The organism is Ferroplasma sp. (genome assembly GCF_031200575.1).
GTDB lineage: Archaea > Thermoplasmatota > Thermoplasmata > Thermoplasmatales > Thermoplasmataceae > Ferroplasma.
Genome location: NZ_CP133597.1, coordinates 1,648,562 through 1,673,391, shown reverse-complemented (window position 1 = coordinate 1,673,391; position 24,830 = coordinate 1,648,562). Strand labels below are relative to the sequence as shown.

The following is a 24,830-nucleotide window of genomic DNA, read 5'->3' as shown; positions in this document are numbered from 1 at the left end:
TTCGAATTAAGGTGCTTTCTAAGATAAAATTTATTATCTTATACATTATATGTATACGATGCCGATATATGAAAATGATGAGCATGAATTCTTAAGCTCAAAAGCTAAAAAAATTGAGAACAACAACTATATTAAAGGATTGCTCTTCCTTACAGATAAGAGGATTATATTTGAAAAAAAGGGCCAGAAATCCTTTTTCCGGGCTTCTCCTGCAGAACTGGACATTAATCTATTTCTTTATAATGTGGAGAATGCCAATTATGCAAAACCTGCATTTCCAATATTTACAAAACAGGTATTAAGTATAGAGTATTACGGCGAGTCTCAGAAATTAAGCCGTGTAGATTTTGCTGTAAAAAAATCAAAGTCATGGGTGGACCAAATTACTAGGCTGGCAACTGTGGCTAAAAGGGACGAATCAAATAGAAAGGAAAAGGAAATGCTGGAAAATAAGAAGCATGAGCTGGATATGGCTAGGGCAAAGGCGCCCAGGGCTAACATAGGCATGGCTGTATTCGGTGATGACAAGAAAAAAAATCCATATGAAAATATCAGGGAAAATATGGCTGAGGACAGCAATAATGAAAATCTGCCAGACACTGCAAAGAGATGCCCACGATGTGGTTTTCCTGTTACAGATGATATGACCTATTGCCCCAACTGTGGATATAAACTAAAATAAAAACTCATTGTATTTTTATCAGCATCAGGCAGTAAGGTGTATAATTCAATACACAAGTTTAACCACAAAAATTCAGCCAATAATTAGTTTAGCCGTGAAATTACAGCATACAGCTCCCCCTTGATCTCGATTTATCATGATTATGATCCTTTGAGTGGCAATAATTGCCATATTTTATCTTATTGTTAGTGAAACTTATCCCTCAAAATTACTACATCCTTAAATGCATCAATCCAACAACTATTTAAATCGTTAAATTATAGGCATAGATTGGAACATAGTAGTGACTAGTGACTCTTTAATGTTAGGCATGGAGATCTATATATCTGCAATTGCCATGTTTATCTCACCGCTCATCTTTTATTCTCTTTTCCACATATTATGCCTGCAAACTCTGTATAAGCAGCGGTACTTTTCTTTGCCCTCTTCAACCTTATAACGCTTTTTTATTTATTCTGAGTAATAGTTATGAACATTATGCATCTTATTATCTGAATAAAAACACTAAAAATGCCTTAAAAAGCTGGTCTACTGTTCTATTTAAATTTTCAATATAGGTGTGGAATTTAATTCCAGTGAAAATAGGTAAATTTTAACCGTAGTGTACATAGTACTCTGTCTTACTTGAATAGAAATAAATTGCCATGCTAGAGTCTAATACTATTATGATTATTACTGAAATTATTATCTTATATGATTTTTAATATTCATAAGTCATCACTACATATTACATAACGGTAGCTGCTTCCACTGGATATTGTTTTATTTCCAATTGTCCCTATTTGTTTCAATGTACTATTTTTTATTGAGTATATTCTGTATCCTGTATCAGGATGGACAAAATAATAATAGTATCCATTATGTACATCTACTATATTCATATGTGAATTGTTTTCGTTTTCCATAATAAACTCGCCATTTACCCTGTCTATATTGTATGTGCCGGTATAATCAACATGGCCGTATACAGCACTCTGTACCTGTGTTGTTATGTAGTATGTATTTGTCAATTTGCCTGATGATACTGTTATAACAGTTCTTGTATCATTAGGATGGAACCCAAACATAATGCCACTAATATTTACATTTCCTGTATTACCTATTAGAATGGAAACGCCCCTGGGGTAATCATTGAAATATTCTTTATTTTTGTATGTAAGGTCTGCACAGAAGTGGTTGGCAGATATTGACACCCTAATATTGCCACTATTTATATTGTGTGTCTTTATATTCATATTGAATGATATCTGTCCCAGTGTACAGGAGGAATAGGAGCGTTCAATCAGGGCTGTTGAATTGAGGTATGATGGTTTTCCATTCCCTACAGAATATGAGGAGACACTGCAGTTGTATTCCCTGTAATCATGTATAACATCAGTACCAGCATAAAGGAAATGGATGCTGTCTCCATTATTATAGTAATGTGTATTATTATGGGGATAGAAGTAAATTGCCATGCTAGAGACTAATATCACAACAATTATAATCGCAATTATCATCTTGTAATGGGATTTTAGATTCATGTGAAATCACTCGTAAATATTATACTGCATTGATTCTATTTTTAATGGAGTGTTAATCAATGTAATATTTTTACCATCATTGTACTTAAACAATGTTAAATTATTATTGTTTAAATAATACATTTTATATAAATCACCAGGAACTGTAAAGAAATAAAACCTCCCATCCCTTATATTTACAATATTGTATCTTCCTGTACTATTGTTGTAAACAAACATAGTGGAGTTAAGTGATGTATCATAATCGTTATTATTATCCGAACATTCAGGTTTTAATCCTACTGTCCCGTATACAGCACTCTCCTTTAATGTATCAATATAGAATACATTATACAATTTACCTGCAGATACCTTAACAGTGAAATTATAAACACCATTCCTTACATAAGCATTCATATCTGAGATGCTGAATTCATATCCATTCAAGTTCTCAGTTGCATTAATCCTTATTACACTGCTGTCACTGGAGGTTTCATATGACGTTGCATTGGAGCCTGCAAAAACATTTGTTTCAAGGTACTGTGTATTATTATCACCTGTTACAGTAACATAAACATACCTTGCATTTATGCCTTTAATATGCATATTCATGGTGAATGAAAACTCATTACCTCCTGGAACATCCGCATAAAATACATTCATCATTGTGGAATTAAGGTATTCTACTTTATTATTATTTATGGAATATGATGATACATTATAGCTATTATTCCTGCAGTATTCATAACTTTCACAGTTGAAGTATCTTACATCAACACTCTTTCCATTGTTGTAGTACTCTGTATCATTATGTGGATAGAAGTATATACTTAGGGATGATACTAATATCACAACAATTATAATCGCAATTATCATCTTGTAATGGGATTTGATGTTAACCATATAAATCACATAAATATATCGGTAGGAACTGAGTCTCCAGGACTGCGAGATTCTACATACGATATTGTTGAACCGGAACTATTTTTAAAATTTTTAAATCCTTCATTGGATTTATCATAATAAAGTAATTCATATTTAGTATTTGGCTCTGCAAAGAATAAATATTTCCCGTCTTTAATAGGAACTTTATAGAAGTTACCACTTTTAACATCCTTTATGTAAATTGTTGAATTAAGTGATGTATCATAATCGTTATTATTATCCGAACATCCGGGTTTTAGTCCCACTGTTCCGTATATAGCAGATGCTGTTACAGCATTCAAAGTCTGTGTAGTTGATGCTGTTTTAAATGGAGTTATTGTGTTACCATCACACATATACTCATTATAATATTTCACCGTTATGGAAAAATTATGGTTAAGGTCCGAATGTGGCACATCTATCTCATCAACGGTGCCTGCACCAAATAGAACATGATCCCCATTAAGGCAGTATTCTATTCCAGCTATTTTATTATCAGTTGTCCCAGGAGGACTGTTTTTAGATGATACTGTACTTATTAAATTAGCTGTTGTGCTTGCAGCACTTATTGCAGTTGCTGCATATCCTGCTACTGGTATGAGTGATAGGCCATCGAGCATTAATGAGCATACATCATGGTCTATTATGGTTCCCCTATTACCTGAATCTGTTGAAATATTGAAACCATTATTATATGCTGTCTGTATATCATTTGTAATTCCGGGTGCTATACTTGATGGAGCATTTGTATTTACATCAATATATTCCTTCCATAAACCGGAATACTCTCCATTAGTGGGCATATAATAATTGCCCTCGCTTATTGATGTAAGGTTAATATTAATCTGCAAAGAGGAATCATAGCATGAATCTCCGTAAGATGTTATGGCCTCTATGGTGCTATCGTTTGATGTACATAAATTAGATGACCTTTTATATACATCATTAGACTTCCCGACTATTTCTATGTTATAAATTTTATAAAAACTACCTGAACCCGTGCTTAAATATATCTTATTGTTCCCTTCATATCCCATATACCTGTGGCAGTCCTGCAGCCATGTTATGTATATGTCTGAATTCCCGAATGTGGAGTATGAATTCCTGAAGAATACCATGGGCCTTCTTTCAGCATAGTGCATAGATGGTTTTTCCATAAATTCTGAACCGGAAAGGTACTCAGCATGGAAGTTTACTGTTGTGTTTGCATATCCAGGTGACCAGTTATATGTATATACGCCTGTCCCATCAACATCTGTTGAATGTATCCTTTTCCCATTGACAACGAAATACATTACTGTTGGCCCGGCGCCTGATGATTCAGAAAATGATGTTACATCTATTTTCAGTGCAACAGTGATCCCTGGGCTTGCAGATGATGGTGCACATGTTCTCCCTGACAGTGACCATGTATTTACAACCTCACCAAATGCAGGGGACAGTTCCCCGGCTGCATTGCTGCTGGTTCTGTCTGCCGTTCCCCTGCCTGATGCAAGCCCCGTTCCCAAAAACATTGCAACCACCACCATGGATATAAAGATTTTAAATCTATTATGCATAATAATAATAATTATAATAATAATTAATATTTAAATATTTCTATGTATTGTATTTTATCTATGATAATGTTAATAAATGGCAGCTTAAATTTTGCATGCAGGTGCACTCAACCATGAATTCAAGGACTTGAGGGTGTGGATAAGGTACAGGAACCTGGATGTTTCACCACTGCACCTCAAGGAGGCAAGGACGCCCGAGGCATGGTTTCCCACAGAGGATGAGATGGAAAGGATAAAGAACTATTTCGTACACAAAATCACAAATGCAGGTGCGGAGGGATCAACTCAAATCACTCATAGAGAAGATGGTCTATGGATTTAGGAGCAGTGGGGCTTTTGAAGACGAGCATATATTTCAGATGCGGTAATTTGCATATTTATCCATTAATCCACATGAAAGTGTAATAGAGGATGAAAAATTTGGATATTTATTTAGTATCTGAATGGTTAAATTGGAAATGTATCAGACTAAACTGTACTGATATTTCCATTCCTGCTATTTATACATGCCAGGTAGATGCATAATTATTTTGAAAATATATAAAAATTATTCTATTTCAGTTCATGAACATTTCCCTCGTGATGAGGAGATTTATGAGTCGGTAATGTCACTTCCTCTAATTTTCCCTTTATATAGAATTCTAGTGCTTCATTTTCATTCATGTTATTTGAAAAATATATCTTTATCTTATCTTTCAGAAAACGTACTCCAGGGGCTCCAATTTCTGATACTATTATGGCATCAACATTTTTTGCCAATACCGATTTTAGCATATGTATACCCCTAGTTGAGGTTGCTTTCAGGGCTGGATTTTCATAACTTTCTATTAATTTATATTTTGTATTCTCAATTTCGTAAATATGCACTTCTGCTCCTTCTCCCGGTCCACTGACGGTGATCCCATCTACAGGTATTCCAATTCTTGTTGTCATAGCAATATATTGCAATCCTGAATTTAAACTATGACTACATTTGAATGATATTTACTGAAATGCAAGACAACTATGTTATCCCGAATTGAGTTCCTTGTATAATGATTTTAACCATAACTCCATTATGGCCATGATCAGGGAGTACTGTGAGTTCCTTGTGGTTTAATCCACTATAAATAGTCTGTATTTACCCTTTTCATATTCATGTATGCTGATATGATATATTGTGTTTAATACACTGATAATAAGCAAGACTGCTAAGAATATGGAAGGATATAACAGGCCAGGAGAGAATATATGATATATATTGGAATAGACATAGCCAAGAGAAAGTTTGATTACTGCATTATAGACAGTGATTTAAACAGGATAAGGTCTGGCATTATATCAAACAACAGTAATGGCTTTAATGAGATGTTAAACATTATAGGAAACTATGGCAATGCAAGGATAGGAATGGAATCAACTAACATATACCATTTAAATTTATACAGCTTTTTAATTGGCCATAACTTTAATCCTTTGCTGTTAAACTCAATAGAGACAAAAATAATAAAGAAATCAAGAATAAGGAAGAACAAGACCGATAAAATAGATTCAGAAGCTATAGCAAGGTATCCTATAATATCAGGGAATAATACTGTTAATATGTTTAATTATCCTGAATTAAAGGAATATGCAAATACATATTTCAGGATAAATAAGAAGATAACAGCAGTTAAGAATGCCTTAATCAGGGATTTAGATTTACTGTATCCGGGAATGCCATCAATAATAGATATAAATGCAAAGTACCTTAATGAAATAATAAGCAATATTGATAATATAAAGAATGGCAATTATAAAATAAAGTACATAGATACAGGAAAGAATGCAATACTGAGCATATCAGGCAATAACAGCAATGCAGTAAAAATATGATATAAAAATAAATATTGATGCAATTGCATTATTGAACAAACAGTTGAATGAAACATTAGCAATAATGGAAGGTATATACAATAATATAGATTCAAAGATAAAGACAATGTCTGGAATAGGAATAATAACAGGTTCAGTTATTTTATCAAATATAGGTGATATAAACGTTTGATAGTGTGGTAAAATTAAGGGCATATACAGGAGTGGTCCCTGTAACTAAACAATCAGGCAGATATAATACATCATCACACATATCTAAGAGTGGCAATTCTATAATAAGGCATACATTATACCTTTCAACTATATCAGCAATAAGGTTTAATCCTGTTGTCAAGAGGTATTATTGCCGTAAAAAGGAAGCAGGAATGAGTGGAAACGAACTAATAATATCCTGTTCCAATAAATTATTGAATATCATATATTCCGTATTGAAGAACAATCAGGAATTTAAGGATCCTGAAGCAAGAAATTAAAACTTCTATAATAATCTATTCGTGATTTGCAATAGCATTAGCTTAAGCTATGGCAATAAAGTAAAATAAATAGAAAATAGTAAAATTAATATGATATACTCTTTAAATACTACTTAAATATAGATAGAAATGCTAGACAACCTTAAAATATAAATATAAAAAATTTATATAATCATATATGGGTGTTTAATATAAAACAGTCAATATTTATTGTATTGATTATAATTATTGCGATAATAATGATAGCCCCTCCATTTCAATTCATTGCAACTCCTGGCATTTATAATGAGAACATTTCGACTTCAAGTACCATGCACGATGAATATAAAATATATGGTACCGCCAATAATAAAAATAACAGTGAGTATGTTAAGTCAACACTTGAAGTGAATAATAATACTTTAATGCCCGGGAATTTTAATGGCCCAAACGCGAAGTGTCCGATTGGCATTGCATATGACAGTTCTAATAACTATCTTTATGTTTCAAGTGAACTTTCAAAAAGTGTTTACATTATGAATGTTAGTAGTGGCACTATTGTAAAATCTATATCTCTTAATATAAGTACATGTCCGATTTTATATGATAATTCTAATAAATATATATATATATAGCCACTGGTTCAAACTCCATATCGGTTATAAATACCACAACCAATAAAATAATAAAGAATATAGGTGTAGGCTTAGATCCAGTTAGCATTGCATACAGTAATTCATCAAATTTTATTTTTGTAGTAAACTATGGTTCCAATAATATCTCCATTATAAACGGAAATACCAATGAAGTTGTTAAGAGCATAAAAGTTAATTATACACCTGTAAGTGTTTCATACACATATGCAAATAATCATGTTTACATTTCTGGCCTGACATCTTGTTCCTCTCACTATGGATGGCTCACAATAATCAATGCCACAACACTTAATGTGATTACTACAATGTCCGTAGAATGTGCTAATGGCCCTGCAGTATATGACCCATCAAACAATTATACTTATGCAATTGGAATGCTTATGGGAGTAGTTGGAGTATACGGTGTAAAGAATCCGTCATTTTGTTTTATACCGATTGACACACCGGTCAGGCAGATTTTCTATGATCCTATAAACCAATATGTTTATATCTCCAGTATTGGAAATAACAATGTCTATATGTTAAAGAATAATGAAATAAAAAATAAGCTCATGGTAGGCGACTGTCCAACTGCTTTTACATATGATCCTCATAATGATCATATATTTGTTGACAATTCCTGGTCCGATAATATCACAGTTTTAAATGGCACAACAAATACAATAATAAAAAGTATAAAGGTTGGGACAGATCCATACAGTATTTCATATAATCCGGAAAACAGAGAAGTTGGTTTTGTAAACGGCACCAATTGTCAGTATTATTTGTTAAACAGTTCAAACGGGGCAATAAGATCCGGAAATATGAACAATCCTTATTCCGCATATGACCCGTCAAATGGATACGTTTATCTTCCTAGGATACATAATAGCTATGTCTCTGTTAGGGAAAAATCTACTAATAAACTGATTAAACACATAACCGTGGAAAATTGCCCTGCAGATGTGGCATATAATCCAATAAACAACTATCTGTATGTTACCCATATGAATTCGGGCAATATCACTGTTATAAATGGTACGACAAATACAATAATAAAGGAAATTCCGGTAGGATCGGCCACTGATGACATAGTTTATGATTCTTTTAACAACTATATCTATGCTCTGGAATTATTTTGTAGGCATGTTGTAGTAATTAATACCACAACTAATAGTGTGGCTAAAAATATATACATGCAATCTATTCCAGATGGAATTGCATATGACCCATTAAACAATTATATATACGTTGGAGAGTCTTCTACAGCGAATGTATCAATAATAGATAGTGCAACAAATAAAATTATAGAAAATATAGGCGTTGGCGAGTCTCCTAATTCAATAGCATATGACCCATTAAACAATTATATATATGTTGCAAATGGTGTTTCTGGTACGATATCCATAATCTATACAGGAACTCCAGCCACGGAAAATTATTCTTTGACGTTTACGGCTACCGGAATTTCTCCTGGAACAGGATGGTTTGTGAATTTAACTTATGGATCAATCTATATCAATTCAGGGGAGACCAAAAACACATCTTATACTTTTCCAGTTTTAAATGGAACGTATGATTTTAATATAGAGGTTGAGAATAATAAGTATTTAGGTTCTCCAGCATCTGGTATAATTGTTGTTCATGGTTCCGATATATCAAAATCTATAAACTTTTTAAAAACATATAAGGTTAATTTCGTAGAATCAGGATTATCATCCAATATAACATGGTATGTTACTGGCAATGGCATATCTAAACATACAGCATCGCCTGAAAACATTACGTTTATTGTTTTAAATGGAACATACACATTTACTGTTACTAATATAAGCAATTATAGAATAATAAAAACTCATTATAAAGTCGTGGTGAATGGTCACAATGTAACTGTTAAATTGAACTACCAGAAAATAAGCAAACCTATATCAATTTCTAGAATTGATTTGTATTCTATAGTGAGTGGCGCAGTTATAGCTTTGTTGACAGCACTGTATTTAATAAGAAGACGTAAAAATAGGTAATATAGCTGTAACTATTATCGCTTTTTTCTCGCTATAGTTTTCATGAATTTAATCATATGGCAAACTATCAGCAATCGCTCTTGATTGGTTTAAAATACTATAAAGCAGTGCAGTTCTTTCAGGAATAGAATAGTTTAGGACATACTCATTAACCGAATGTGCATTACCACCAACTGCGCCAAGCCCATTTACTGGTGATTTCATTGAAACGGGTCCTCACACTAATCAGGTTATAACTTGGAATAGGGCAATCTTACTTTTTTATACATTAATTCTGGAAACTGCATTTCTTTCACACCACAGAATCATCAATCTCATATTCATTTTGAGTGCACGGGATATCCTTGCAAATAACAAAAATAAATCATCAAGTCTGAAATGGCCTCAAGATTAATTATGTATCTGTGAATGGGTCTCAAAATAGCGGGAGTTAGAGATTAATGAAACATGTAGATTCTTGATGCTACAATATTTAGATATTTATATTAGGTTTTTGAATTTTTTGGAAGTTTCCTATAATCGCTAGAATTAATATAATGAATAGTTTATAACTATCTTCCCGGAAATGTCACTAAATTGAAATTTTTAGCAAAATGAATAGTGCAACCTTGCTTGTTTCAATATATTATACGAAATTCTTTAAAATATATAGATTCAATCTAGGCGGTAAAATAGAGTTAAGTCTTCTAGCATAGTGCTAAGTACGGTAATGGTATTACTTCTTTCAACCCTTTCTATTGCTGAAATACTATTAATTATTCTCTCTAAATCCTTTCTTCCTCTAGCTTTTATTACAGCCATAAAATCATAATCTCCGAGGATATAATACAGAGAACATATCCCAGTAATCTGTGAAATTTGCTTACCTATCTCCTCGGCATAACCCGGCCCATATTTTGCCTTTATCATAGATATGGCAGTTGATGTTTCAGGCAATAGATCCTCATTTAATTCTGGAATAAAACCCTTTATTATATGGTCCTCCTCCATTTTTTTTATCCTCTTCTGTACTGAAGATTTTGATATGCCTACCGTATCGGCAATAGTCTGGAGATTATTCGTTTTCAAGGCCATCATGCTTTTTATGATCTCAATATCTTTCATATCCATGGATGAGGATAATTAATGTAAATATATTAATTCTGGCTAATTTTAAATTTTTATATTTTTAAAGATAAATAATATCATAAAATACATAAAATATAATATAATAAATTCATTATACACTATATATTGATATATTATTTACGTATAATAACAAATATTTATATATAAGTTACAATTATAATATTGATCATTGTGAAATCAAGTATAGAAGATATTAAAAGTACAACAGAAAATACCTTTGTGACTTGGAGCAGGCAGAGGGATTGGCATCCGCTAAAAATAGTATCGGCTGAGGGATGTTATTTTAAAGATTCAGGTGGAAATAAATATCTGGATATGTCCTCCCAGTTGATGTGCTCCAATCTGGGCCATGGAAATAAGAGAGTCATAGAAGCAATTAAAAAACAGGCAGATAAACTTGCTTACATTGCGCCATCCTTTGATACTGATATCCGTGAAGAAGTTTCACAGAAACTAAAATCTATAATTCCTGATAATTTGACCAAATTTTTCTATGGAACTTCAGGAACCGAGGCAAATGAAGCCGCAATCAAAATTGCCAGGATGTATAATTCCAAGAAAAATAAGAACAAAATAATATCATTTTATAATTCTTATCATGGGTCAACACTGGGAAGCCTACAACTCACAGGAGATTTCAGACGCAAACTCGTAGATAATTATGAAACTGCTCCAGGATTTGTCAGGGTTGCACCTCAATTCTGCTACCACTGCCCATTCGGACTCAAGTACCCAGAATGCAATCTAGCCTGTGCAGAGAATTTGGAATATATAATAAAGCAGGAAGGCAACATCGCTGCCGTAATTTTTGAACCAGTAACCGGAACTAACGGTGTGGTTGTGCCACCAGACGGATTTGTCAAAAGAATCAGGGAAATAACAGAGGAAAATGATGTCCTGCTAATTGCAGATGAGGTCATGACAGGTTTCTGCCGCACTGGGGAATGGTTTGCTGTTAACCACTGGAATGTAAAACCTGATATTCTTACAGCGGCAAAGGGAATAACTGCAGCATATGCTCCACTGTCGCTGACAGCGGTGGACAGAAAAATATCCGATTACTTTGAGGATAATATTTTCGCCCATGGGCATACATATGAGGCACATCCCTTGATGCTTGCCGCCGCATCAGCGGCCATAGATGAATACAGGGATTATGTTCTAGACAATGTTAAAAAACAGGAATCTTTCTTTGCAAAGAAATTACAGGAACTGAAAGAAAAGCATCCATCTGTTGGAGATGTACGTAGTATAGGTCTTTTCGGGGCTGTAGAACTTAATAAGGATCGTGAAAAACGGATACCATTTACCACTGCAGATGACAAAATTGCAGGAAGGCCACAAATTGTTGCAAAAATTGCGAAATATGCTATGGATCATGGTGTTTACCTAAGTACGTGGATTTCCCATTTTATTGTTGCCCCACCGCTGATTATAAGCAGGGAAGAATTAGAACAAGGTTTCAGTGTTATAGATGAGGCACTGGAAATATCTGATAAGGAGGTTATCAAATGAAAGCAGAAAATATGGAATATGATGTATTTAACTACATCAACGGAAAAAGAGAAGGAAATAGTGGAGATAGCGAATTCGATGTATATAATCCGGCATTTGGCAAGAAGATAGCCACGGTTTATGATACTGAAAAGGAGAACGTTGATAAAGCGGTTGATCAGGCGTATAGTGCATTCTTAAAATGGTCTAAAATACCAATTACAGATAGGATAAAGTTCCTTTTTAGGCTTGAAAATCTTATGCGGGAAAATGCAGATGAACTGGCCAGAATGGTTACAATTGAACATGGAAAAACGTTCAAGGAATCTCAGGGAGAGGTTATGCGGGCGATTGAAAATGTTGAGGCAGCATGTTCTTCAACATACAATATCATGGGAAGAAACAGTAAAAACATTGCCGGAGGGATTGATGAGGAACTTTTCAGGGTGCCCATGGGAGTCTTTGCTGCAATTGCACCATTTAATTTTCCCATAATGGTAGCTTTCTGGTTTATACCATATGCTGTTGGCCTAGGAAATACTATAATTGTCAAGCCCTCAGAGAAAACGCCCCTGACACTTCAAAAAACCATAGATCTTCTCAACCAGGCCGGTTTTCCACCTGGAGTAATTAACATAGTCAATGGGTCTGTTAACACAGTAAATGCAATTCTGAATAATAGAAAGATATCTGGGGTGAGCTTCGTTGGTTCTACAGGAGCTGCCAAGTACATAGTTTCCACCGCTGCGGCAAATCATAAACGTGCACAGGCCGGTGCTTCCGCTAAAAACTATGAGCTGGTCATGCCAGATGCTGATCTGGATAAAGTTGTTCCCCACCTTATCTCATCTTTTTACGGAAATGCAGGTGAACGATGCCTAGCCGGGTCAGTTTTAGTAACCTTGCCGGAAAACCATAAAAAACTAGTAGATAAATTCAAAATGGAAGCAGAAAAGCTTAAGTTAGGTTACGGGTTGGATGATAATGTAACATTGGGCCCATTGATAAGATCGGAACATAGAGACAGAGTTCTGAAATATATTGATTCAGGTGAGAATGAAGGCGCAAATTTAATACTTGATGGGAGAAAGTTTAGCCCGGGAAAATACTCTTCAGGATATTTCCTTGGTCCTTCTATATTCGATAATGCCAATTCTGATATGAAACTTGTCCGGGAAGAAATATTTGGACCGGTGGCGAGCGTAATAGAAGCTAAAAACATAGATGATGCAATTGAGATCATTAATAAAAGCCAGTATGGGAATGCCTCTACAATATTTACAAAATCCGGGGAATACGCGGAAAAATATATAGAAGGAGTACAGGCAGGAAATATAGGGGTGAATATAGGAGTGGCAGCACCTATAGCTTTTTATCCGTTTGCAGGTTACAAAGATTCGTTCTTCGGGGATCTACACGCCCAGGGTGGGCCTGACCATGTAATGTTCTACACGGACAGCAAGGTAGTAATAAAGAGATGGTAACATGTATGAATCCAGCGCAATTAATGATGATATCTTGGAAGGGCGAGGGCTTAAAAAAAAGGCAGTTGGGTTTTGGCATGATGTTTTTCAGGCCGAATCCCACGTAGCTCCGGCGGCAGATGTTGCATTGCTTGTCACTGGTACGGCTGCTATTGCTTTGGGCGCCACTCCGCTTGTAATTTTATTAACTTGGGTGGGTTATTTCGTATTATTAAATACAAATTATCAATTTTCAAAATATCTATCTAGCTCTGCAGGATATTATGGTTTTGCGGCCAATTCCCTTGGAAAAAAATGGGGGATATTAACGGGTTGGCTTTTCATGGGGGATGAACTTCTTGCTTATCCTGCTTTTGGTTTTCTGGGTGCAGCTTCTTTGATTTATTTATTAAGCCCAGATATTTCAACAATTCCATACCTCTGGATAATCCTGATCTTACCATATATGCTATTTGTGTTTCTATTTGAATATAAAGGAATAAAATTATCTTTAAACTATGCCTTAATAGCTGGAATAATCGAAGTTTCATTTTTGATGGTAACAAGTATAATACTTATAATCATGGCAGGATCATCCAACACATTTAATACGTTTACGTTAAAGTTTACAAACGGTAGCATAGCTCCAATATTTTTAGGTTTTATTATAGGAATAACGACCTTATCCGGTTCTGGCTCTGTAGTTGCGCTTGGAGAAGAATCTAAAGAACCGAAGAAATTTATTCCGCGATCAATGGTATGGGTAATGCTCCTAAATTTAAGTATTATCATGATAACTTATGCGCTCACGGTATCATGGGGTGCTTCTAATATGGCTTCTTTTGCAACATCACCTGACCCAGGGATTATAGTGTTTCACCAAAAATTTGGATTTATAGTAGCTATGATTTTCGTTGCGATTATATACAATAGTTATCTAATGTTTGGTCTTGCAATAAATAATTCAGTTTCTAGAACTATGTATGCAATGGCAAGAGACGGAATATTGCCAAAATGGCTTCATGCGACCCATAAAAAGTATAAATCACCACACAGGGTGTTAATACTTATTACAATTGCAGGATTTGCTTTCGCCATCATAAACGGTATATTTTTTGGACCTTTTAATGGAGGAGTATATCCATTCGTGATGATAGGTATAATGCTATTACTGGTTCATTTTATTAATAATATTGGTCTTGGCATATTTATTAGGAAAAATCATCACCATTTCTCTATAGTATATCACTTCTTAATTCCTCTTATCGCGTCAATTTTGATAGCTGTTGCTATATATTATACTGTTATACCATTCCCAGGATTTCCATATGGTGTGTATGCTGTAGTAGCTGCAATATGGATAGTTCTAGGAATCATATACACTGAAATAAGAGCAAAGAAAGTAGGGGATATCGCAACGGTGAATATAGATAAAGATAAAATGTAAACCTGAAATACTTAATATGCTCTTCCCATAAACTCGGGAGGGAGCATTATTCCGAGCATGTACTCGTAAAATGTTTCCTTATAGATCTCTTCATCCTATATACCATCATATCAGAAAATTCATCTATATGTTAAGTCAGTTCAGCTACACAAACTGTTGGAGTCATATTAATATCTTTTCACTTTAATTGTAATTTTGCAGAAGTATTGTTATTGTATATTTTTATTTATAATCCTTAAATCAAGCCTTTTTATTTAATATGTCCATGTCTATGTTCATGTCAGAAATGATCCCATTCGCCTTTCTAGGTATCTCCCCAATGATTTCTCTATTCTGTAAGACACGCCTTTATTCTTGACAATAAATGCAGAACACCCCTTACGCTATATTGCCCATTCATTATCTTGGGTACCTAAAAGTACAGGTATAGTGAAAGAAGGTTTAGGAACACGTATGTGAATATTATATGTTCATCTCATCAGGTATATGGCTTCTCATATAGGTAGTGCATAGGCTTCATTAGCAGTGGCTGTTTATTTCTCAGTGTTGCCATATGATATTATCCTCTCCCACATTGCAGGATATATTTCCTTTAAAGTCGTTATAACGGTCTTACTGGCTAATCCATACAGCATTGCTATATTTCCATAATCCTAGTCCGATCTGACCAGCCCCATTGACCTTGCCTTTACTATTCAACCTGCTTGTCATCTCATATGCATAGTAATTGTTCTCTGCAACCCTTATTTTAACACCCTTTGCCTTGTATTCGCTCACTCAGTCAGGAAGATAAAACAGGAGAATGTGAGTTCATATTACACAAAATACGAAGAGTTAAGGTTATAATGATATAATATCCTATAATATAGAGATAATACGATACATTATTTATGTTTAATACAAAATTATTATATATAATATACAGTTATAAATATTAACATAATCGAAGTAAGATTATGTGAGGAAATTGATAGCTAATGAAAACATTTAATAATATGACATTGGGGGCAAGTCCTGATATAGTGTCTAGTTCTAGAACACAAGAAGAAAATCTTGCCGGGATATATGTTTATAATGCTGTATGGTTATATGCCCAAAATTCGGCAGAAGATAATATTGAAAAAATGAAAACAATGAGACTTGTTAGAATTGGAGGTATATTGAATGTCACAGCTTGAAGTACTTCCGGAACCCATAAAGGCAATGAATGAGGCAAGGTATTCCAGATTCCATGTTACGTTAATCTTTATTATTTCTATAGGAGCTTTCGTGGACCTTTATGTTATAGGAGAACTAGGAGCAAGCACATTCAGTATAATCCCATATTTTCTTTATACGACCTCGGCTTTCTCATATACTGCGGCAATGCTATTTGCCGGTTCCGCCCTAGGTGTTATATTCATCGGTCCTCTTGTAGATAAGTTCGGGAGACGTGCTATGATTATTATACCTCTATTACTAATGACAATTTTTAGCATATCCTCCATTATATCTGCAACGCCACTGGAGCTGAATGTATCCAGATTCATGTTAGGATTCGCCACCGGTACATATTATCCATCAGCCATGGCCATGATAGGCGAATTTATGCCTACAAAATACAGGGGACGTGGAATCTCATATATCTGGGTATCATTTACGATCGGAGGTACAGTAGCATATCTTTTCGGATACTTTGCATATATATTGATCGGGCCAGTACCATATGAGTGGAGGATAGTTCTGGGTTCTGTCCTGGTTCCATCAGTAGTCGGTCTAGCGCTCTCTTTCAAACTCCCAGAATCCACCAGATGGGCAATTGAAAAGAAAAAGTATTCCATAGCAGCAAAGAGCGTAAAACTTGCCACCGGTAGAATGTTCACAGACAAGGATATGGAGACCGCACGGAATGATCTTTTCCAGCCTAAAATGGAAAAAAACATAAGGAAAAATTATTTAACATACGCCTTGATAATTATACCTATTACATTTGCTGTTTTCAGTTTTAATCTAATAACCGGGGCACTCGCTACATTAAATCCTACAATTTTATCTGCACTGGGGATTCAGAAAGCAAGTACATATCTCTTCAGTGCATTATTTCTGTTCGTCCAGGTTATTTCGACATTGGTAATAGCGAGAACCATAGATACTGTGGGTAGACTCAGATGGGGAGTTATAGGCGGTGGATTGGAAACAATATTTTCTTTTGCTGTTATACTGATATACCACAATCCTGTTGCTCTTATTGGCATATTCTCTGGAATATTCTTCTTCTCATACATTGCAATACCGGTAATGAATAATGCCGGTTCGGAGCTGTTTCCCACTGAATTTCGAGGAACTTCTAGTGGAGTTGTTATGTTCGGTAACAGAATTGCCAGCGTTGTTGGCCTCCTCATAACTCCTATTTTATTCCTCGGGCATGATGTATTCAGGCTCTTTGCTGTATATGGTATTATAGGACTATTCGGCACAGTAATGGTACTATTAGGACTGAGAGGAAGGAAGATTGATAAACGTAGTCTTGAAGAGATTCAGTTTGAAATGATGAATAAAAAAAATAATGAGTAGAGAAGGTTTAAAATGTATTATTTATAGAAATCATGGAATACCTTATTTAGCCTTCATTACCTGACCTTATAAACTTTGAGAATTGAGGGTAGCTGTCAACTTACTTGTCCTTCGAGGTCGTTCTAAAGGATATTCACCCTTAGTCTCAATCTCTAACCTTATTTAATGTGTTGAATAGAACTTTGTAGTGTCTTCTATTCTAAATCTCACAGAATTGCTACGAGGCGATTAAACGGTTATAAGCTTGTATGTTTATAAATGCTCAGTATATGCTACGGGTATGGAGGATAATGAAGATATTATTTGCCTAGAGGAATATGGAGAAGGGGGAGAAGCCCAGGACTGTAGGCCTCCCTGACATGGCAATGGATGCCCTGAACAATTATGTAAAAAATTACAGGTATGCAACAAATCCCAAGGCGCTATTCACAACCAAGTCAGGAAGGATATCCTACCCCTATGCAAGAAAGAGGATAAAGGAAATTGGGGCGAAGGCAGGGGTGCCCAGGTTACATGCCCATGCTGCCAGGCATAAGTGCGCAACAATGCTTCTTTTAGGCTATCGCGGAAGCATTCCGGTGGACATCAGGCAGGTGCAAATCCATTTGGGGCATTCGAGCCTGGCGACCACCCAGAGGTACACCCACATCACCAGCGAGGAAGTGGCGCATTCCATAAAAGACGTATACAACAGTGTTTTCAAGCGATGGCAAAAAACGGAAAACGGCCCAGGGGGTTCAAAAATGTTTGTACCCGCACCTGCACCCGATGGGGCTGACCGGATTTGAACCGGTGACCTCCCGGTTATCAGCCGGGTGCTCCAACCAAGCTAAGCTACAACCCCGTAAGACCCCTATTGTTAGAAATTTAATAAATATTTCTATGTTGCCCGTTCAAGATTTCTTATGCTTTCCAGGTCTTCACATACCTCACATACCTCACCGGGGGTAGGTGCGCCACATATTTTGCACTTATTAAGAATCACACTTTCAGTGCTGATATTCTTCTTTATTGCCGGTCTCGTCTCATCAAAAAATTTTACAATGGCAAATTTTGTTCCAGGGGTCTCCCTTTCCAGTTTATCTATAACTTCCCTGAATGTATTCCTCTGCGCCATGCTGTAATAAGGGCACCAGCTGGAATCAAAGTCTATGCCACTGAGCAGGGCATAAAGAACAACCTCCTTTTCTGGTATCTTTCTCAGTGGTAATATTCTGGGAACAAGTCCATCCCGTGTATAAGAATGTGGGGCCATTCTTGCATACCTGGAAACATCTCCCTTTGAAACGTTCATTAATATTGACTGTGAATAATCATCCAGGTTAATCCCAAGCGCAACGTAATCGGAATTTGAATATTCGGATATCTTATTCATGAGCTGTCTCCTCATTGGCCCGCAGTGGGAACAGGATATTGTTTTTTTGTCTATTTTCATTATTTCATCTAAAGTATAGCCATAATTTTCTTTATAAGATATCACATCATGCTTTATTCCCAGATTTTTGCAAAGTTTTTCCGCCTTTTGCAGCCCGGTGCTTCTGTAACCCTCTATCCCCTCATCAACAGTAAAGGCTGTTATCTCAAGGTTTCTCCTGTTAGATAAAATCTTGTTAATCAGGTATAACGTCACAGAGCTATCCTTTCCTCCAGATATTGCAACGGAAATTTTCATGTTTTTTCTGGAAAAATCTACCTGGTTCCTTATTTCACGCTTAACTCTTTTTTCCACATATTCCATGAAGTGCTTTTTGCATAGGGATGAGCCATTGTATTTCACCTCATAAACCGCCTGGGCACCACATATAGAGCATTCCATTGTTTTATAATCGCTTATAAGTATTAATAGTATATTAATGACATTTCTCAAAAATAGGCGGTACTATTTAATAAAACAATTGTAATAACCCTGCATGGATGCACTTATTACTGCTGCTGGACTCGGAACCCGGGCAAATCTCCCCAGGGGCATGAGAAAGGAAATGCTTCCACTGTACGCAGTTAGAAATGGGAAAATTGTGCTCAGGCCTGTTCTGGACTGCATAATGCACAATCTTTCAGATTCTGGTGTTAGAAAATTTTTCGTTGTACTAGACCATAGGGATCACCATACAGCCGATTATCTGTCAACGCTGAGAATGAAGACTGAGTTTATATACCAGAAAAAGCCGGAGGGCTATGGGAAGGCTGTATCGCTTGCCAGGGACTATATTAAGGGTGATTTCATCCTGAATGCCGGGGATGGCATAATAATTGATACCTCGAAAATCAAAAAAATTATAAAACTTTATAAGAAAACCGGTAACAGTGTCCTAACTGTAATGTCTGTTCTGAATCCTGAAAAGTACGGTGTGGCGTACATTACCAGCAGGAACGTTACCAGCGTGGTTGAAAAGCCGGCGAATCCTGAATCAAATTATGCAATGGCTGCATTCTATGTTTTCAGGCGGGATGTCCTTGATCTGGTACGTGGGCCTGAACTTACCCCTGCAATAAACAGATTCATATTAAAGGGCAATACTGTTGAATATTTCAAAATCAGAAAGGATGACTGGATAAGTATAGGGAACAGCGATAATTATTATAGGTTACTGGAGAGGACATACAAATTCTGCAAAAAATCTATCTCCAGTTAGTTGCAGGTTTTATGACATTTTTAAGGCTGTATACTGTATTCATATTTCTCCTGACATCCTTTATCATTACCGGGACCTCATCATCAAGGGATCTCTGGCGTTTATAACCTATTTTTCTGAGATTCTCATTGACCGGGTTATAATAATGATCCTCCAGCTCAACCCTCGGGTTCGGCACATGATCTATGCTGATATCACGGTTGTAAAGGGATTTGTACTGATTTTTTACAGTTTCTGCAAGATAATTAAGTGGATAATATTCATCGAACTGGTTATAAACCCTGTATTCTCTTTCAGGTGGATGGTCAATAATCAAATTGAGGCATTCAACGCTATCCTCCAGGGACAGGAATGCACGTTTCTGGTTGCCTTTCCCGTACACTGTAAGAGGGTATCCTATAACTGCCTGGGAAATGAACCTATTCAATACTGTACCGTAAACCTGGTCTATATCAAATCTTGTAAATAGCTTATACTTTGAAATTTCAGGAGTTCTGGTTCCGTATACCACGCCCTGCATTACATCACTGACATTCATATTCCATATCCTTTCTGCAAGCATCAGGCCGTACGTATCGAATATCTTTGACAGATGGTACCATGACTGCCCCATCCTGGGAAACGGGAGGTTGTCGGATCTTCCATTGTAGCTTACATTGAGAAATCCTTCCGGTATGTCTATGTTCGGAGTGCCATACTCACCCATGGAGCCGAGTTTAACAATGTGTATATCCTTATTTAGGTCCTTTACGGCATATATAATGTTCATGGTACTTTCAATATTCTTATCCAGGGTTTCAATTGCAGTTTTCAGTGAGATCATGGAATAGGGGGCGGATCTCTGCTCTGCAAGATGGACAATTGCATCCGGTTTTGCATCCCTGATAATATCATAAACAAATTTGGAATTGCTTACATCTCCTCTGTAGAATTGAATGGCATTATTCAGTTTTTTATTTCTAGTTGAAAATGAATTAATTTTAATAGCCGATTTTGAACCTACCTTCCGTACCCTGTTTCTGGTATAGAAGTTGTCCGCACCGGAGACTTCATATCCCCTATCCAGCAGGCGCAGCGCCAGTGGAAAACCTATGTATCCATCTATTCCCAGAATAAGTACCTTCATTGTGGTGCCATACAAAAATAATATATGATTTTTTCCATTATTTTAATAGTTTGCACGTTGAATAAAAAATTCAATTTATATACATAATTGCCATACCGTAGCATGACGTTTATTACCGATTTCCTGAAGGTTTTCATGCCACTGCTTGTGGTCATCGACCCATTTGGGAGTTTGGCAATATTCGTTGGAATGGCAGGTTCATTTAACAGGGATACCAGAAGGACCATATCCAAGGATGCCGTGCTTTATGCTGGCATTATAATAATCCTGTTCGCACTTGTTGGTGATATTATAATCGGATTCTTCGGAATATCCATAGAAGCCCTTGAGATAGCAGGCGGCATTATATTGCTTTTAATGGGAATAGAAATGGTCAGGCAGGGTGCCAAGCCAGATACATCAGTGGAGAACACAAAAAATATGGGCATAGTTCCATTCGCCACACCACTCCTAGCGGGTCCCGGCGCAATATCCCTTGTAATCATATTGATGAAGGGTAGCTTTGAAACAAGAGTTCTTACAATAGTATCTGTACTGCTTGTACTGGCAATTGTTTACATATTTTTCATATACTCATCAAAAATTCTGACACTCCTTGGGGACAAAGTCATGACAGCAATTACCAGGATTTTCGGGCTTCTGGTTGCAGGTTTTGCAATACAGTACTTCCTTGATGCACTGGTTGCCTTAAGTGTGATAAAATAAAGGGAATTTATATCAAGCCATATTAAATTTGATAAATATATTTTTTAAGGATTTATATATACAATAACAATGTTCAAGAATCTTTACAACAACCTTTTCAGCCATTACGGGGACCTCAGATGGTGGCCCTCCGAATCTGATGATGAAACGGTAATAGGATGTATATTAACGCAGAACACATCATGGAAAAATGTGGAAAAGGCAATAGCAAAGATGAAGGAATCCGGTATAATTACACTGGACGATATAAGAAACTTGCCCGTTGATAAATTGAGGGAATTGATTCGCAGTTCAGGTTTTTTTAACCAGAAAAGCATATATTTAAAGGAAATTTCAAATGGAATTATCAATAATTACGGTTCAATAGAGTGCATGAAGGGAAGGAATATAAAAGAGATTGAGAATTTTATATCTGGTCTCAAAGGTGTTGGAAATGAGACGAAGGAATCCATTATGCTCTATGCACTTGACTATCCAGTATTTGTGGTGGATGCATATACATTCAGGTTTCTTGAAAGGTATTATGGCAAAAAATTCACCAGAAAGGAAATAAGAAAAATTGCAGAAGAAGAATTTCCTGATGTGAATTTGTTGAAAAATTTCCATGGCATGCTTGTCAATCTTGGAAAAGACTTCTGCAGGAAAAAGCCCTTATGCGATTCCTGCTTTCTGAGAGATTCTTGCAAGACGGGAAAAAAATTATAAAATACCAGTATTATTATCTGTATATTCCTTATATTTTTCATAAGTTTTTATGGATTCACCTATAATTAAACCCAGAGTTATTGCAAGAAGTGCATCCACAGTAAATAATGCTAGAGTATTATTAGGATATATAAACTCCAGAAGGATTCTTATCATGAATGCAACAGCCCAGAATATGGTAATGTATGGGGACCTCTTATAAAATACCATCCCGCTTTTATCAAAGAATGTTACCTGCTGCCCGTATATAATCCCCGGAATCGTACCGGCGAAAATCAATAAAAGGATAATTAGAATATATTCCATGTTCCCCTCAAATTCCGCCATGAAGAATATAAGAAGAAATGAATAGATAATAGGCGTGGTAAACAATCTGTATGTTTTAAACTGTCTTCCCTGGAGCCCGAATTTTAATCTACGGTATATGACCCGGAACAATATAAGTAAAATGACGATAAAAATGAATATATTTGATGTGTTTAAGCCTATCACGGGGAGTTATAATTTTTGGATATATAAAGATAATTCAGCCAAAGCAAATATATAGTAGCTGAGAATAATTTATGATTAATGGATATTGAATGGAAAATAGCCTATGGGTACATAATATTCGGCTCCATCATGCTTGTAATATATCTTTTCACTCATAATTATGAACTTTCTGTTGCAGCCGAAATAGTTTTTATACCGGTTTATTTTTTCCATTCTATAAGGCTTAAAGGCACAAAATATACTGCCATTTTTTTCTCTGTATCATATTCCTTATCATTTATTGTAGAAATTATTGGAGTTCATACAGGAATACCATTTGGGAAATATTCATATTCTACTATTCTGGGCCCTGAGCTGTTGTCGGTCCCTTTCGCGATACCATTTCTATGGTCCTCCCTGCTTTATTTTTCTTCATTGGCCACCAGGGGGCGCATCATGATTCCTGCGATACTGCTCACAGCTCTGGATATATCCTTTGATCCAAGATTTTCCAGGCATCTATGGCACTGGGCAATTCCTGGAATCTATTTCGGAGTCCCTGTGACAAATTTTATCGGCTGGTTAATTACTTCCACTTTTATCTATTCCATACTTTATTTTTTGATAAGAGATGAAAATAAAGCTGATATTAACGGTTTAATATTTTATGTTTTGCTTGGATTCTTTCAGTGCATAGAGGATGCTGTTGTAGGCCTATTTCTTCCTGCGATAATCTCCTCCATTATTTTCGCCTCCATATTTGTTTCCGGATACCTGACGTGGAATAATAAAAACACATACTCATCTCTGAATTTTCCTGACAACAAATAGTTATATAATAATATAATATAATGAATTTGAATGTTCAAGGTTAAACTTACCCTGAAAAAAGCAGAGTATTTGAAGTATCTGGAGGCAATAAAGCCGGAGGTTACTGAAACCTTTGGGAGGTCAACTGTGAGCCTGGATGAGGATGAGTTAAATATCTATATAGTTATAGAAGCGCCAGATCCCTCATCCCTGAGGGCCAGTATTTCTTCAATTACCAGGGTATTGAACGTAACAAAAAAAATAATGGAGGAAGATGTATGGTAGAACCTAATTTAAATGCGTATTTGCAGAACCAGATAAAGCAGGCACAGGATATGCAGGCACAGATTGAGCAGATAGCCAGCCAGAGATACCAGCTGGACATGAAGGTAAAGGAACTTGAAAAAACATTGAAGGAACTTAATGGCATAGGAAAGGATGTGCCTGTATACAAAAATGTCGGCCCGGTTATTTATAAAATTGATGATAAGGAAAAATTGATCTCTGACCTGGATGAGCAGCGTGAGTTGAGCCAGATGAGACTTAAAACACTGGAGAACCAGCAGAAGTCACTTGAGGAGAAATACAAGGAACTGGAACAGGCAATACAGAAAAGATACGAAGAATCAACAAGGTCCCAGAATAACCAGGGAATAAACTAAT

27 protein-coding genes, 1 tRNA gene and 1 pseudogene are annotated in these 24,830 nt (G+C 35.8%); 19 read left to right on the top strand and 10 right to left on the bottom strand.

All coding sequences use genetic code 11. From position 1 onward, the window contains the following. The first annotated feature begins 58 nt into the window (after nucleotides 1-58). Nucleotides 59-682 (top strand): zinc ribbon domain-containing protein, encoded by a 624-nt coding sequence (locus RE471_RS08830; RefSeq protein ID WP_309214491.1) that lies wholly within the window; start codon nucleotides 59-61, stop codon nucleotides 680-682. A 707-nt stretch (nucleotides 683-1,389) separates the two neighbouring features. Here RE471_RS08830 and RE471_RS08825 read toward each other — a convergent pair. From RE471_RS08825 to RE471_RS08815, 3 genes are read right to left on the bottom strand one after another with little or no spacing between them, the layout of a single operon-like run. After that, nucleotides 1,390-2,205, bottom strand: a complete 816-nt coding sequence (locus tag RE471_RS08825; RefSeq protein WP_309214490.1) for a hypothetical protein — start codon at nucleotides 2,203-2,205, stop codon at nucleotides 1,390-1,392. 6 nt (nucleotides 2,206-2,211) lie between these two features. Next, nucleotides 2,212-3,087 (bottom strand): hypothetical protein, encoded by an 876-nt coding sequence (locus RE471_RS08820; RefSeq protein ID WP_309214489.1) that lies wholly within the window; start codon nucleotides 3,085-3,087, stop codon nucleotides 2,212-2,214. Between the two features lie 5 nt (nucleotides 3,088-3,092). Further along, nucleotides 3,093-4,667 (bottom strand): hypothetical protein, encoded by a 1,575-nt coding sequence (locus RE471_RS08815; protein WP_309214488.1) that lies wholly within the window; start codon nucleotides 4,665-4,667, stop codon nucleotides 3,093-3,095. 91 nt (nucleotides 4,668-4,758) lie between these two features. On the opposite strand from RE471_RS08815, the gene RE471_RS08810 reads away from it, so the two are divergent. Beyond that, entirely contained in the window at nucleotides 4,759-4,989 is a 231-nt protein-coding gene (locus RE471_RS08810) for a hypothetical protein (RefSeq protein ID WP_309214487.1), read from the top strand. A 230-nt stretch (nucleotides 4,990-5,219) separates the two neighbouring features. Here RE471_RS08810 and RE471_RS08805 read toward each other — a convergent pair whose 3' ends face one another. Further along, on the bottom strand, nucleotides 5,220-5,600 hold the full coding sequence (locus RE471_RS08805) for a NifB/NifX family molybdenum-iron cluster-binding protein (protein ID WP_309214486.1): 381 nt from the start codon (nucleotides 5,598-5,600) through the stop codon (nucleotides 5,220-5,222). A 297-nt stretch (nucleotides 5,601-5,897) separates the two neighbouring features. On the opposite strand from RE471_RS08805, the gene RE471_RS08800 reads away from it, so the two are divergent. The 5 genes and pseudogenes from RE471_RS08800 to RE471_RS08785 all read left to right on the top strand — a co-directional run bounded on the left by RE471_RS08800 (nucleotide 5,898) and on the right by RE471_RS08785 (nucleotide 9,632). Beyond that, nucleotides 5,898-6,521 carry an IS110 family transposase gene (locus RE471_RS08800; protein ID WP_309214485.1) on the top strand — a complete coding sequence of 208 codons (624 nt, stop codon included), beginning with the start codon at nucleotides 5,898-5,900 and terminating at the stop codon, nucleotides 6,519-6,521. Nucleotides 6,522-6,564: 43 nt separating this feature from the next. After that, nucleotides 6,565-6,693, top strand: a complete 129-nt coding sequence (locus RE471_RS08795; RefSeq protein ID WP_309214277.1) for a hypothetical protein — start codon at nucleotides 6,565-6,567, stop codon at nucleotides 6,691-6,693. 4 nt (nucleotides 6,694-6,697) lie between these two features. Further along, on the top strand, nucleotides 6,698-6,994 hold the full coding sequence (locus RE471_RS08790; protein WP_309214276.1) for a transposase: 297 nt from the start codon (nucleotides 6,698-6,700) through the stop codon (nucleotides 6,992-6,994). 598 nt (nucleotides 6,995-7,592) lie between these two features. Next, nucleotides 7,593-7,694, top strand: a pseudogene (locus RE471_RS09970) (hypothetical protein); the annotation flags it as partial. Nucleotides 7,695-7,934: 240 nt separating this feature from the next. Beyond that, the gene (locus tag RE471_RS08785) at nucleotides 7,935-9,632 is read left to right on the top strand and encodes a YncE family protein (protein WP_309214484.1); all 1,698 of its coding nucleotides are present in this window, start codon (nucleotides 7,935-7,937) and stop codon (nucleotides 9,630-9,632) included. A gap of 654 nt (nucleotides 9,633-10,286) precedes the next feature. Here RE471_RS08785 and RE471_RS08780 read toward each other — a convergent pair. After that, the gene (locus RE471_RS08780) at nucleotides 10,287-10,736 is read right to left on the bottom strand and encodes an Lrp/AsnC family transcriptional regulator (protein ID WP_309214483.1); all 450 of its coding nucleotides are present in this window, start codon (nucleotides 10,734-10,736) and stop codon (nucleotides 10,287-10,289) included. Nucleotides 10,737-10,931: 195 nt separating this feature from the next. On the opposite strand from RE471_RS08780, the gene RE471_RS08775 reads away from it, so the two are divergent. From RE471_RS08775 to RE471_RS08765, 3 genes are read left to right on the top strand one after another with little or no spacing between them, the layout of a single operon-like run. Beyond that, the gene (locus RE471_RS08775) at nucleotides 10,932-12,275 is read left to right on the top strand and encodes an aspartate aminotransferase family protein (protein WP_309214481.1); all 1,344 of its coding nucleotides are present in this window, start codon (nucleotides 10,932-10,934) and stop codon (nucleotides 12,273-12,275) included. Continuing rightward, complete coding sequence (locus RE471_RS08770; protein WP_309214480.1) at nucleotides 12,272-13,738, top strand: CoA-acylating methylmalonate-semialdehyde dehydrogenase; 1,467 nt, start codon at nucleotides 12,272-12,274, stop codon at nucleotides 13,736-13,738. Before RE471_RS08775 ends, RE471_RS08770 begins: the two co-directional genes overlap by 4 nt. 1 nt (nucleotide 13,739) lies before the next feature. Beyond that, on the top strand, nucleotides 13,740-15,164 hold the full coding sequence (locus RE471_RS08765; protein WP_309214478.1) for an APC family permease: 1,425 nt from the start codon (nucleotides 13,740-13,742) through the stop codon (nucleotides 15,162-15,164). A 612-nt stretch (nucleotides 15,165-15,776) separates the two neighbouring features. Here RE471_RS08765 and RE471_RS08760 read toward each other — a convergent pair. Then, on the bottom strand, nucleotides 15,777-15,941 hold the full coding sequence (locus RE471_RS08760; RefSeq protein ID WP_309214477.1) for a hypothetical protein: 165 nt from the start codon (nucleotides 15,939-15,941) through the stop codon (nucleotides 15,777-15,779). A gap of 200 nt (nucleotides 15,942-16,141) precedes the next feature. On the opposite strand from RE471_RS08760, the gene RE471_RS08755 reads away from it, so the two are divergent. The 3 genes from RE471_RS08755 to RE471_RS08745 all read left to right on the top strand — a co-directional run bounded on the left by RE471_RS08755 (nucleotide 16,142) and on the right by RE471_RS08745 (nucleotide 18,505). Continuing rightward, entirely contained in the window at nucleotides 16,142-16,342 is a 201-nt protein-coding gene (locus RE471_RS08755) for a hypothetical protein (RefSeq protein ID WP_309214476.1), read from the top strand. Beyond that, nucleotides 16,329-17,717, top strand: coding sequence for an MFS transporter (locus RE471_RS08750; RefSeq protein ID WP_309214475.1), 1,389 nt, complete (start codon nucleotides 16,329-16,331; stop codon nucleotides 17,715-17,717). Before RE471_RS08755 ends, RE471_RS08750 begins: the two co-directional genes overlap by 14 nt. Nucleotides 17,718-18,034: 317 nt before the next feature. Then, nucleotides 18,035-18,505, top strand: coding sequence for a tyrosine-type recombinase/integrase (locus RE471_RS08745; RefSeq protein WP_309214474.1), 471 nt, complete (start codon nucleotides 18,035-18,037; stop codon nucleotides 18,503-18,505). Here the strand turns inward: RE471_RS08745 and RE471_RS08740 are convergent. Together RE471_RS08740 and RE471_RS08735 are read right to left on the bottom strand one after the other, a co-directional pair. Further along, nucleotides 18,487-18,561, bottom strand: a tRNA-Ile gene (locus RE471_RS08740). The two genes, RE471_RS08745 and RE471_RS08740, sit on opposite strands and share 19 nt — an antisense overlap. 36 nt (nucleotides 18,562-18,597) lie before the next feature. Next, the gene (locus tag RE471_RS08735; protein WP_309214472.1) at nucleotides 18,598-19,533 is read right to left on the bottom strand and encodes a TIGR00269 family protein; all 936 of its coding nucleotides are present in this window, start codon (nucleotides 19,531-19,533) and stop codon (nucleotides 18,598-18,600) included. A gap of 94 nt (nucleotides 19,534-19,627) precedes the next feature. Here RE471_RS08735 and RE471_RS08730 point away from each other — a divergent pair, with 94 nt between their 5' ends. Then, complete coding sequence (locus RE471_RS08730) at nucleotides 19,628-20,350, top strand: sugar phosphate nucleotidyltransferase (RefSeq protein WP_309214471.1); 723 nt, start codon at nucleotides 19,628-19,630, stop codon at nucleotides 20,348-20,350. Here the strand turns inward: RE471_RS08730 and agl3 are convergent. Further along, complete coding sequence (agl3, locus tag RE471_RS08725) at nucleotides 20,337-21,476, bottom strand: UDP-sulfoquinovose synthase (RefSeq protein WP_309214470.1); 1,140 nt, start codon at nucleotides 21,474-21,476, stop codon at nucleotides 20,337-20,339. The two genes, RE471_RS08730 and agl3, sit on opposite strands and share 14 nt — an antisense overlap. A gap of 102 nt (nucleotides 21,477-21,578) precedes the next feature. Here agl3 and RE471_RS08720 point away from each other — a divergent pair, with 102 nt between their 5' ends. Both RE471_RS08720 and RE471_RS08715 read left to right on the top strand, forming a co-directional pair. Beyond that, nucleotides 21,579-22,181, top strand: a complete 603-nt coding sequence (locus RE471_RS08720) for a MarC family protein (RefSeq protein WP_309214469.1) — start codon at nucleotides 21,579-21,581, stop codon at nucleotides 22,179-22,181. A gap of 69 nt (nucleotides 22,182-22,250) precedes the next feature. After that, nucleotides 22,251-22,886, top strand: coding sequence for an endonuclease III domain-containing protein (locus tag RE471_RS08715; RefSeq protein ID WP_309214468.1), 636 nt, complete (start codon nucleotides 22,251-22,253; stop codon nucleotides 22,884-22,886). On the opposite strand, the gene RE471_RS08710 is transcribed toward RE471_RS08715, so the two are convergent. Then, complete coding sequence (locus RE471_RS08710; RefSeq protein ID WP_309214466.1) at nucleotides 22,881-23,378, bottom strand: hypothetical protein; 498 nt, start codon at nucleotides 23,376-23,378, stop codon at nucleotides 22,881-22,883. The genes RE471_RS08715 and RE471_RS08710 overlap by 6 nt on opposite strands. Before the next feature lie 78 nt (nucleotides 23,379-23,456). On the opposite strand from RE471_RS08710, the gene RE471_RS08705 reads away from it, so the two are divergent. From RE471_RS08705 to RE471_RS08695, 3 genes are read left to right on the top strand one after another with little or no spacing between them, the layout of a single operon-like run. Beyond that, nucleotides 23,457-24,188, top strand: a complete 732-nt coding sequence (locus RE471_RS08705) for a carotenoid biosynthesis protein (protein ID WP_309214465.1) — start codon at nucleotides 23,457-23,459, stop codon at nucleotides 24,186-24,188. A 30-nt stretch (nucleotides 24,189-24,218) separates the two neighbouring features. After that, nucleotides 24,219-24,452, top strand: coding sequence for a KEOPS complex subunit Pcc1 (locus tag RE471_RS08700; RefSeq protein ID WP_309214464.1), 234 nt, complete (start codon nucleotides 24,219-24,221; stop codon nucleotides 24,450-24,452). Continuing rightward, nucleotides 24,446-24,829 (top strand): prefoldin subunit beta, encoded by a 384-nt coding sequence (locus RE471_RS08695; protein WP_309214462.1) that lies wholly within the window; start codon nucleotides 24,446-24,448, stop codon nucleotides 24,827-24,829. The genes RE471_RS08700 and RE471_RS08695 overlap by 7 nt, the downstream gene beginning before the upstream one ends. Nucleotide 24,830 lies beyond the last annotated feature (1 nt).

Coding starts and splice junctions, on each gene's coding strand:
- RE471_RS08700 (WP_309214464.1), top strand. CDS start 24,219: ATGTTCAAGGTTAAACTTACCCTGAAAAAAGCAGAGTATTTGAAGTAT.
- RE471_RS08785 (WP_309214484.1), top strand. CDS start 7,935: ATGTCCGTAGAATGTGCTAATGGCCCTGCAGTATATGACCCATCAAAC.
- RE471_RS08745 (WP_309214474.1), top strand. CDS start 18,035: ATGGAGAAGGGGGAGAAGCCCAGGACTGTAGGCCTCCCTGACATGGCA.
- RE471_RS08825 (WP_309214490.1), bottom strand. CDS start 2,205: ATGAATCTAAAATCCCATTACAAGATGATAATTGCGATTATAATTGTT.
- RE471_RS08755 (WP_309214476.1), top strand. CDS start 16,142: ATGAAAACATTTAATAATATGACATTGGGGGCAAGTCCTGATATAGTG.
- RE471_RS08730 (WP_309214471.1), top strand. CDS start 19,628: ATGGATGCACTTATTACTGCTGCTGGACTCGGAACCCGGGCAAATCTC.
- RE471_RS08800 (WP_309214485.1), top strand. CDS start 5,898: ATGATATATATTGGAATAGACATAGCCAAGAGAAAGTTTGATTACTGC.
- RE471_RS08735 (WP_309214472.1), bottom strand. CDS start 19,533: ATGGAATGCTCTATATGTGGTGCCCAGGCGGTTTATGAGGTGAAATAC.
- RE471_RS08765 (WP_309214478.1), top strand. CDS start 13,740: ATGTATGAATCCAGCGCAATTAATGATGATATCTTGGAAGGGCGAGGG.
- RE471_RS08705 (WP_309214465.1), top strand. CDS start 23,457: ATGGATATTGAATGGAAAATAGCCTATGGGTACATAATATTCGGCTCC.
- agl3 (WP_309214470.1), bottom strand. CDS start 21,476: ATGAAGGTACTTATTCTGGGAATAGATGGATACATAGGTTTTCCACTG.
- RE471_RS08720 (WP_309214469.1), top strand. CDS start 21,579: ATGACGTTTATTACCGATTTCCTGAAGGTTTTCATGCCACTGCTTGTG.
- RE471_RS08820 (WP_309214489.1), bottom strand. CDS start 3,087: ATGGTTAACATCAAATCCCATTACAAGATGATAATTGCGATTATAATT.
- RE471_RS08770 (WP_309214480.1), top strand. CDS start 12,272: ATGAAAGCAGAAAATATGGAATATGATGTATTTAACTACATCAACGGA.
- RE471_RS08695 (WP_309214462.1), top strand. CDS start 24,446: ATGGTAGAACCTAATTTAAATGCGTATTTGCAGAACCAGATAAAGCAG.
- RE471_RS08830 (WP_309214491.1), top strand. CDS start 59: ATGCCGATATATGAAAATGATGAGCATGAATTCTTAAGCTCAAAAGCT.
- RE471_RS08715 (WP_309214468.1), top strand. CDS start 22,251: ATGTTCAAGAATCTTTACAACAACCTTTTCAGCCATTACGGGGACCTC.
- RE471_RS08815 (WP_309214488.1), bottom strand. CDS start 4,667: ATGCATAATAGATTTAAAATCTTTATATCCATGGTGGTGGTTGCAATG.
- RE471_RS08750 (WP_309214475.1), top strand. CDS start 16,329: ATGTCACAGCTTGAAGTACTTCCGGAACCCATAAAGGCAATGAATGAG.
- RE471_RS08805 (WP_309214486.1), bottom strand. CDS start 5,600: ATGACAACAAGAATTGGAATACCTGTAGATGGGATCACCGTCAGTGGA.
- RE471_RS08780 (WP_309214483.1), bottom strand. CDS start 10,736: ATGAAAGATATTGAGATCATAAAAAGCATGATGGCCTTGAAAACGAAT.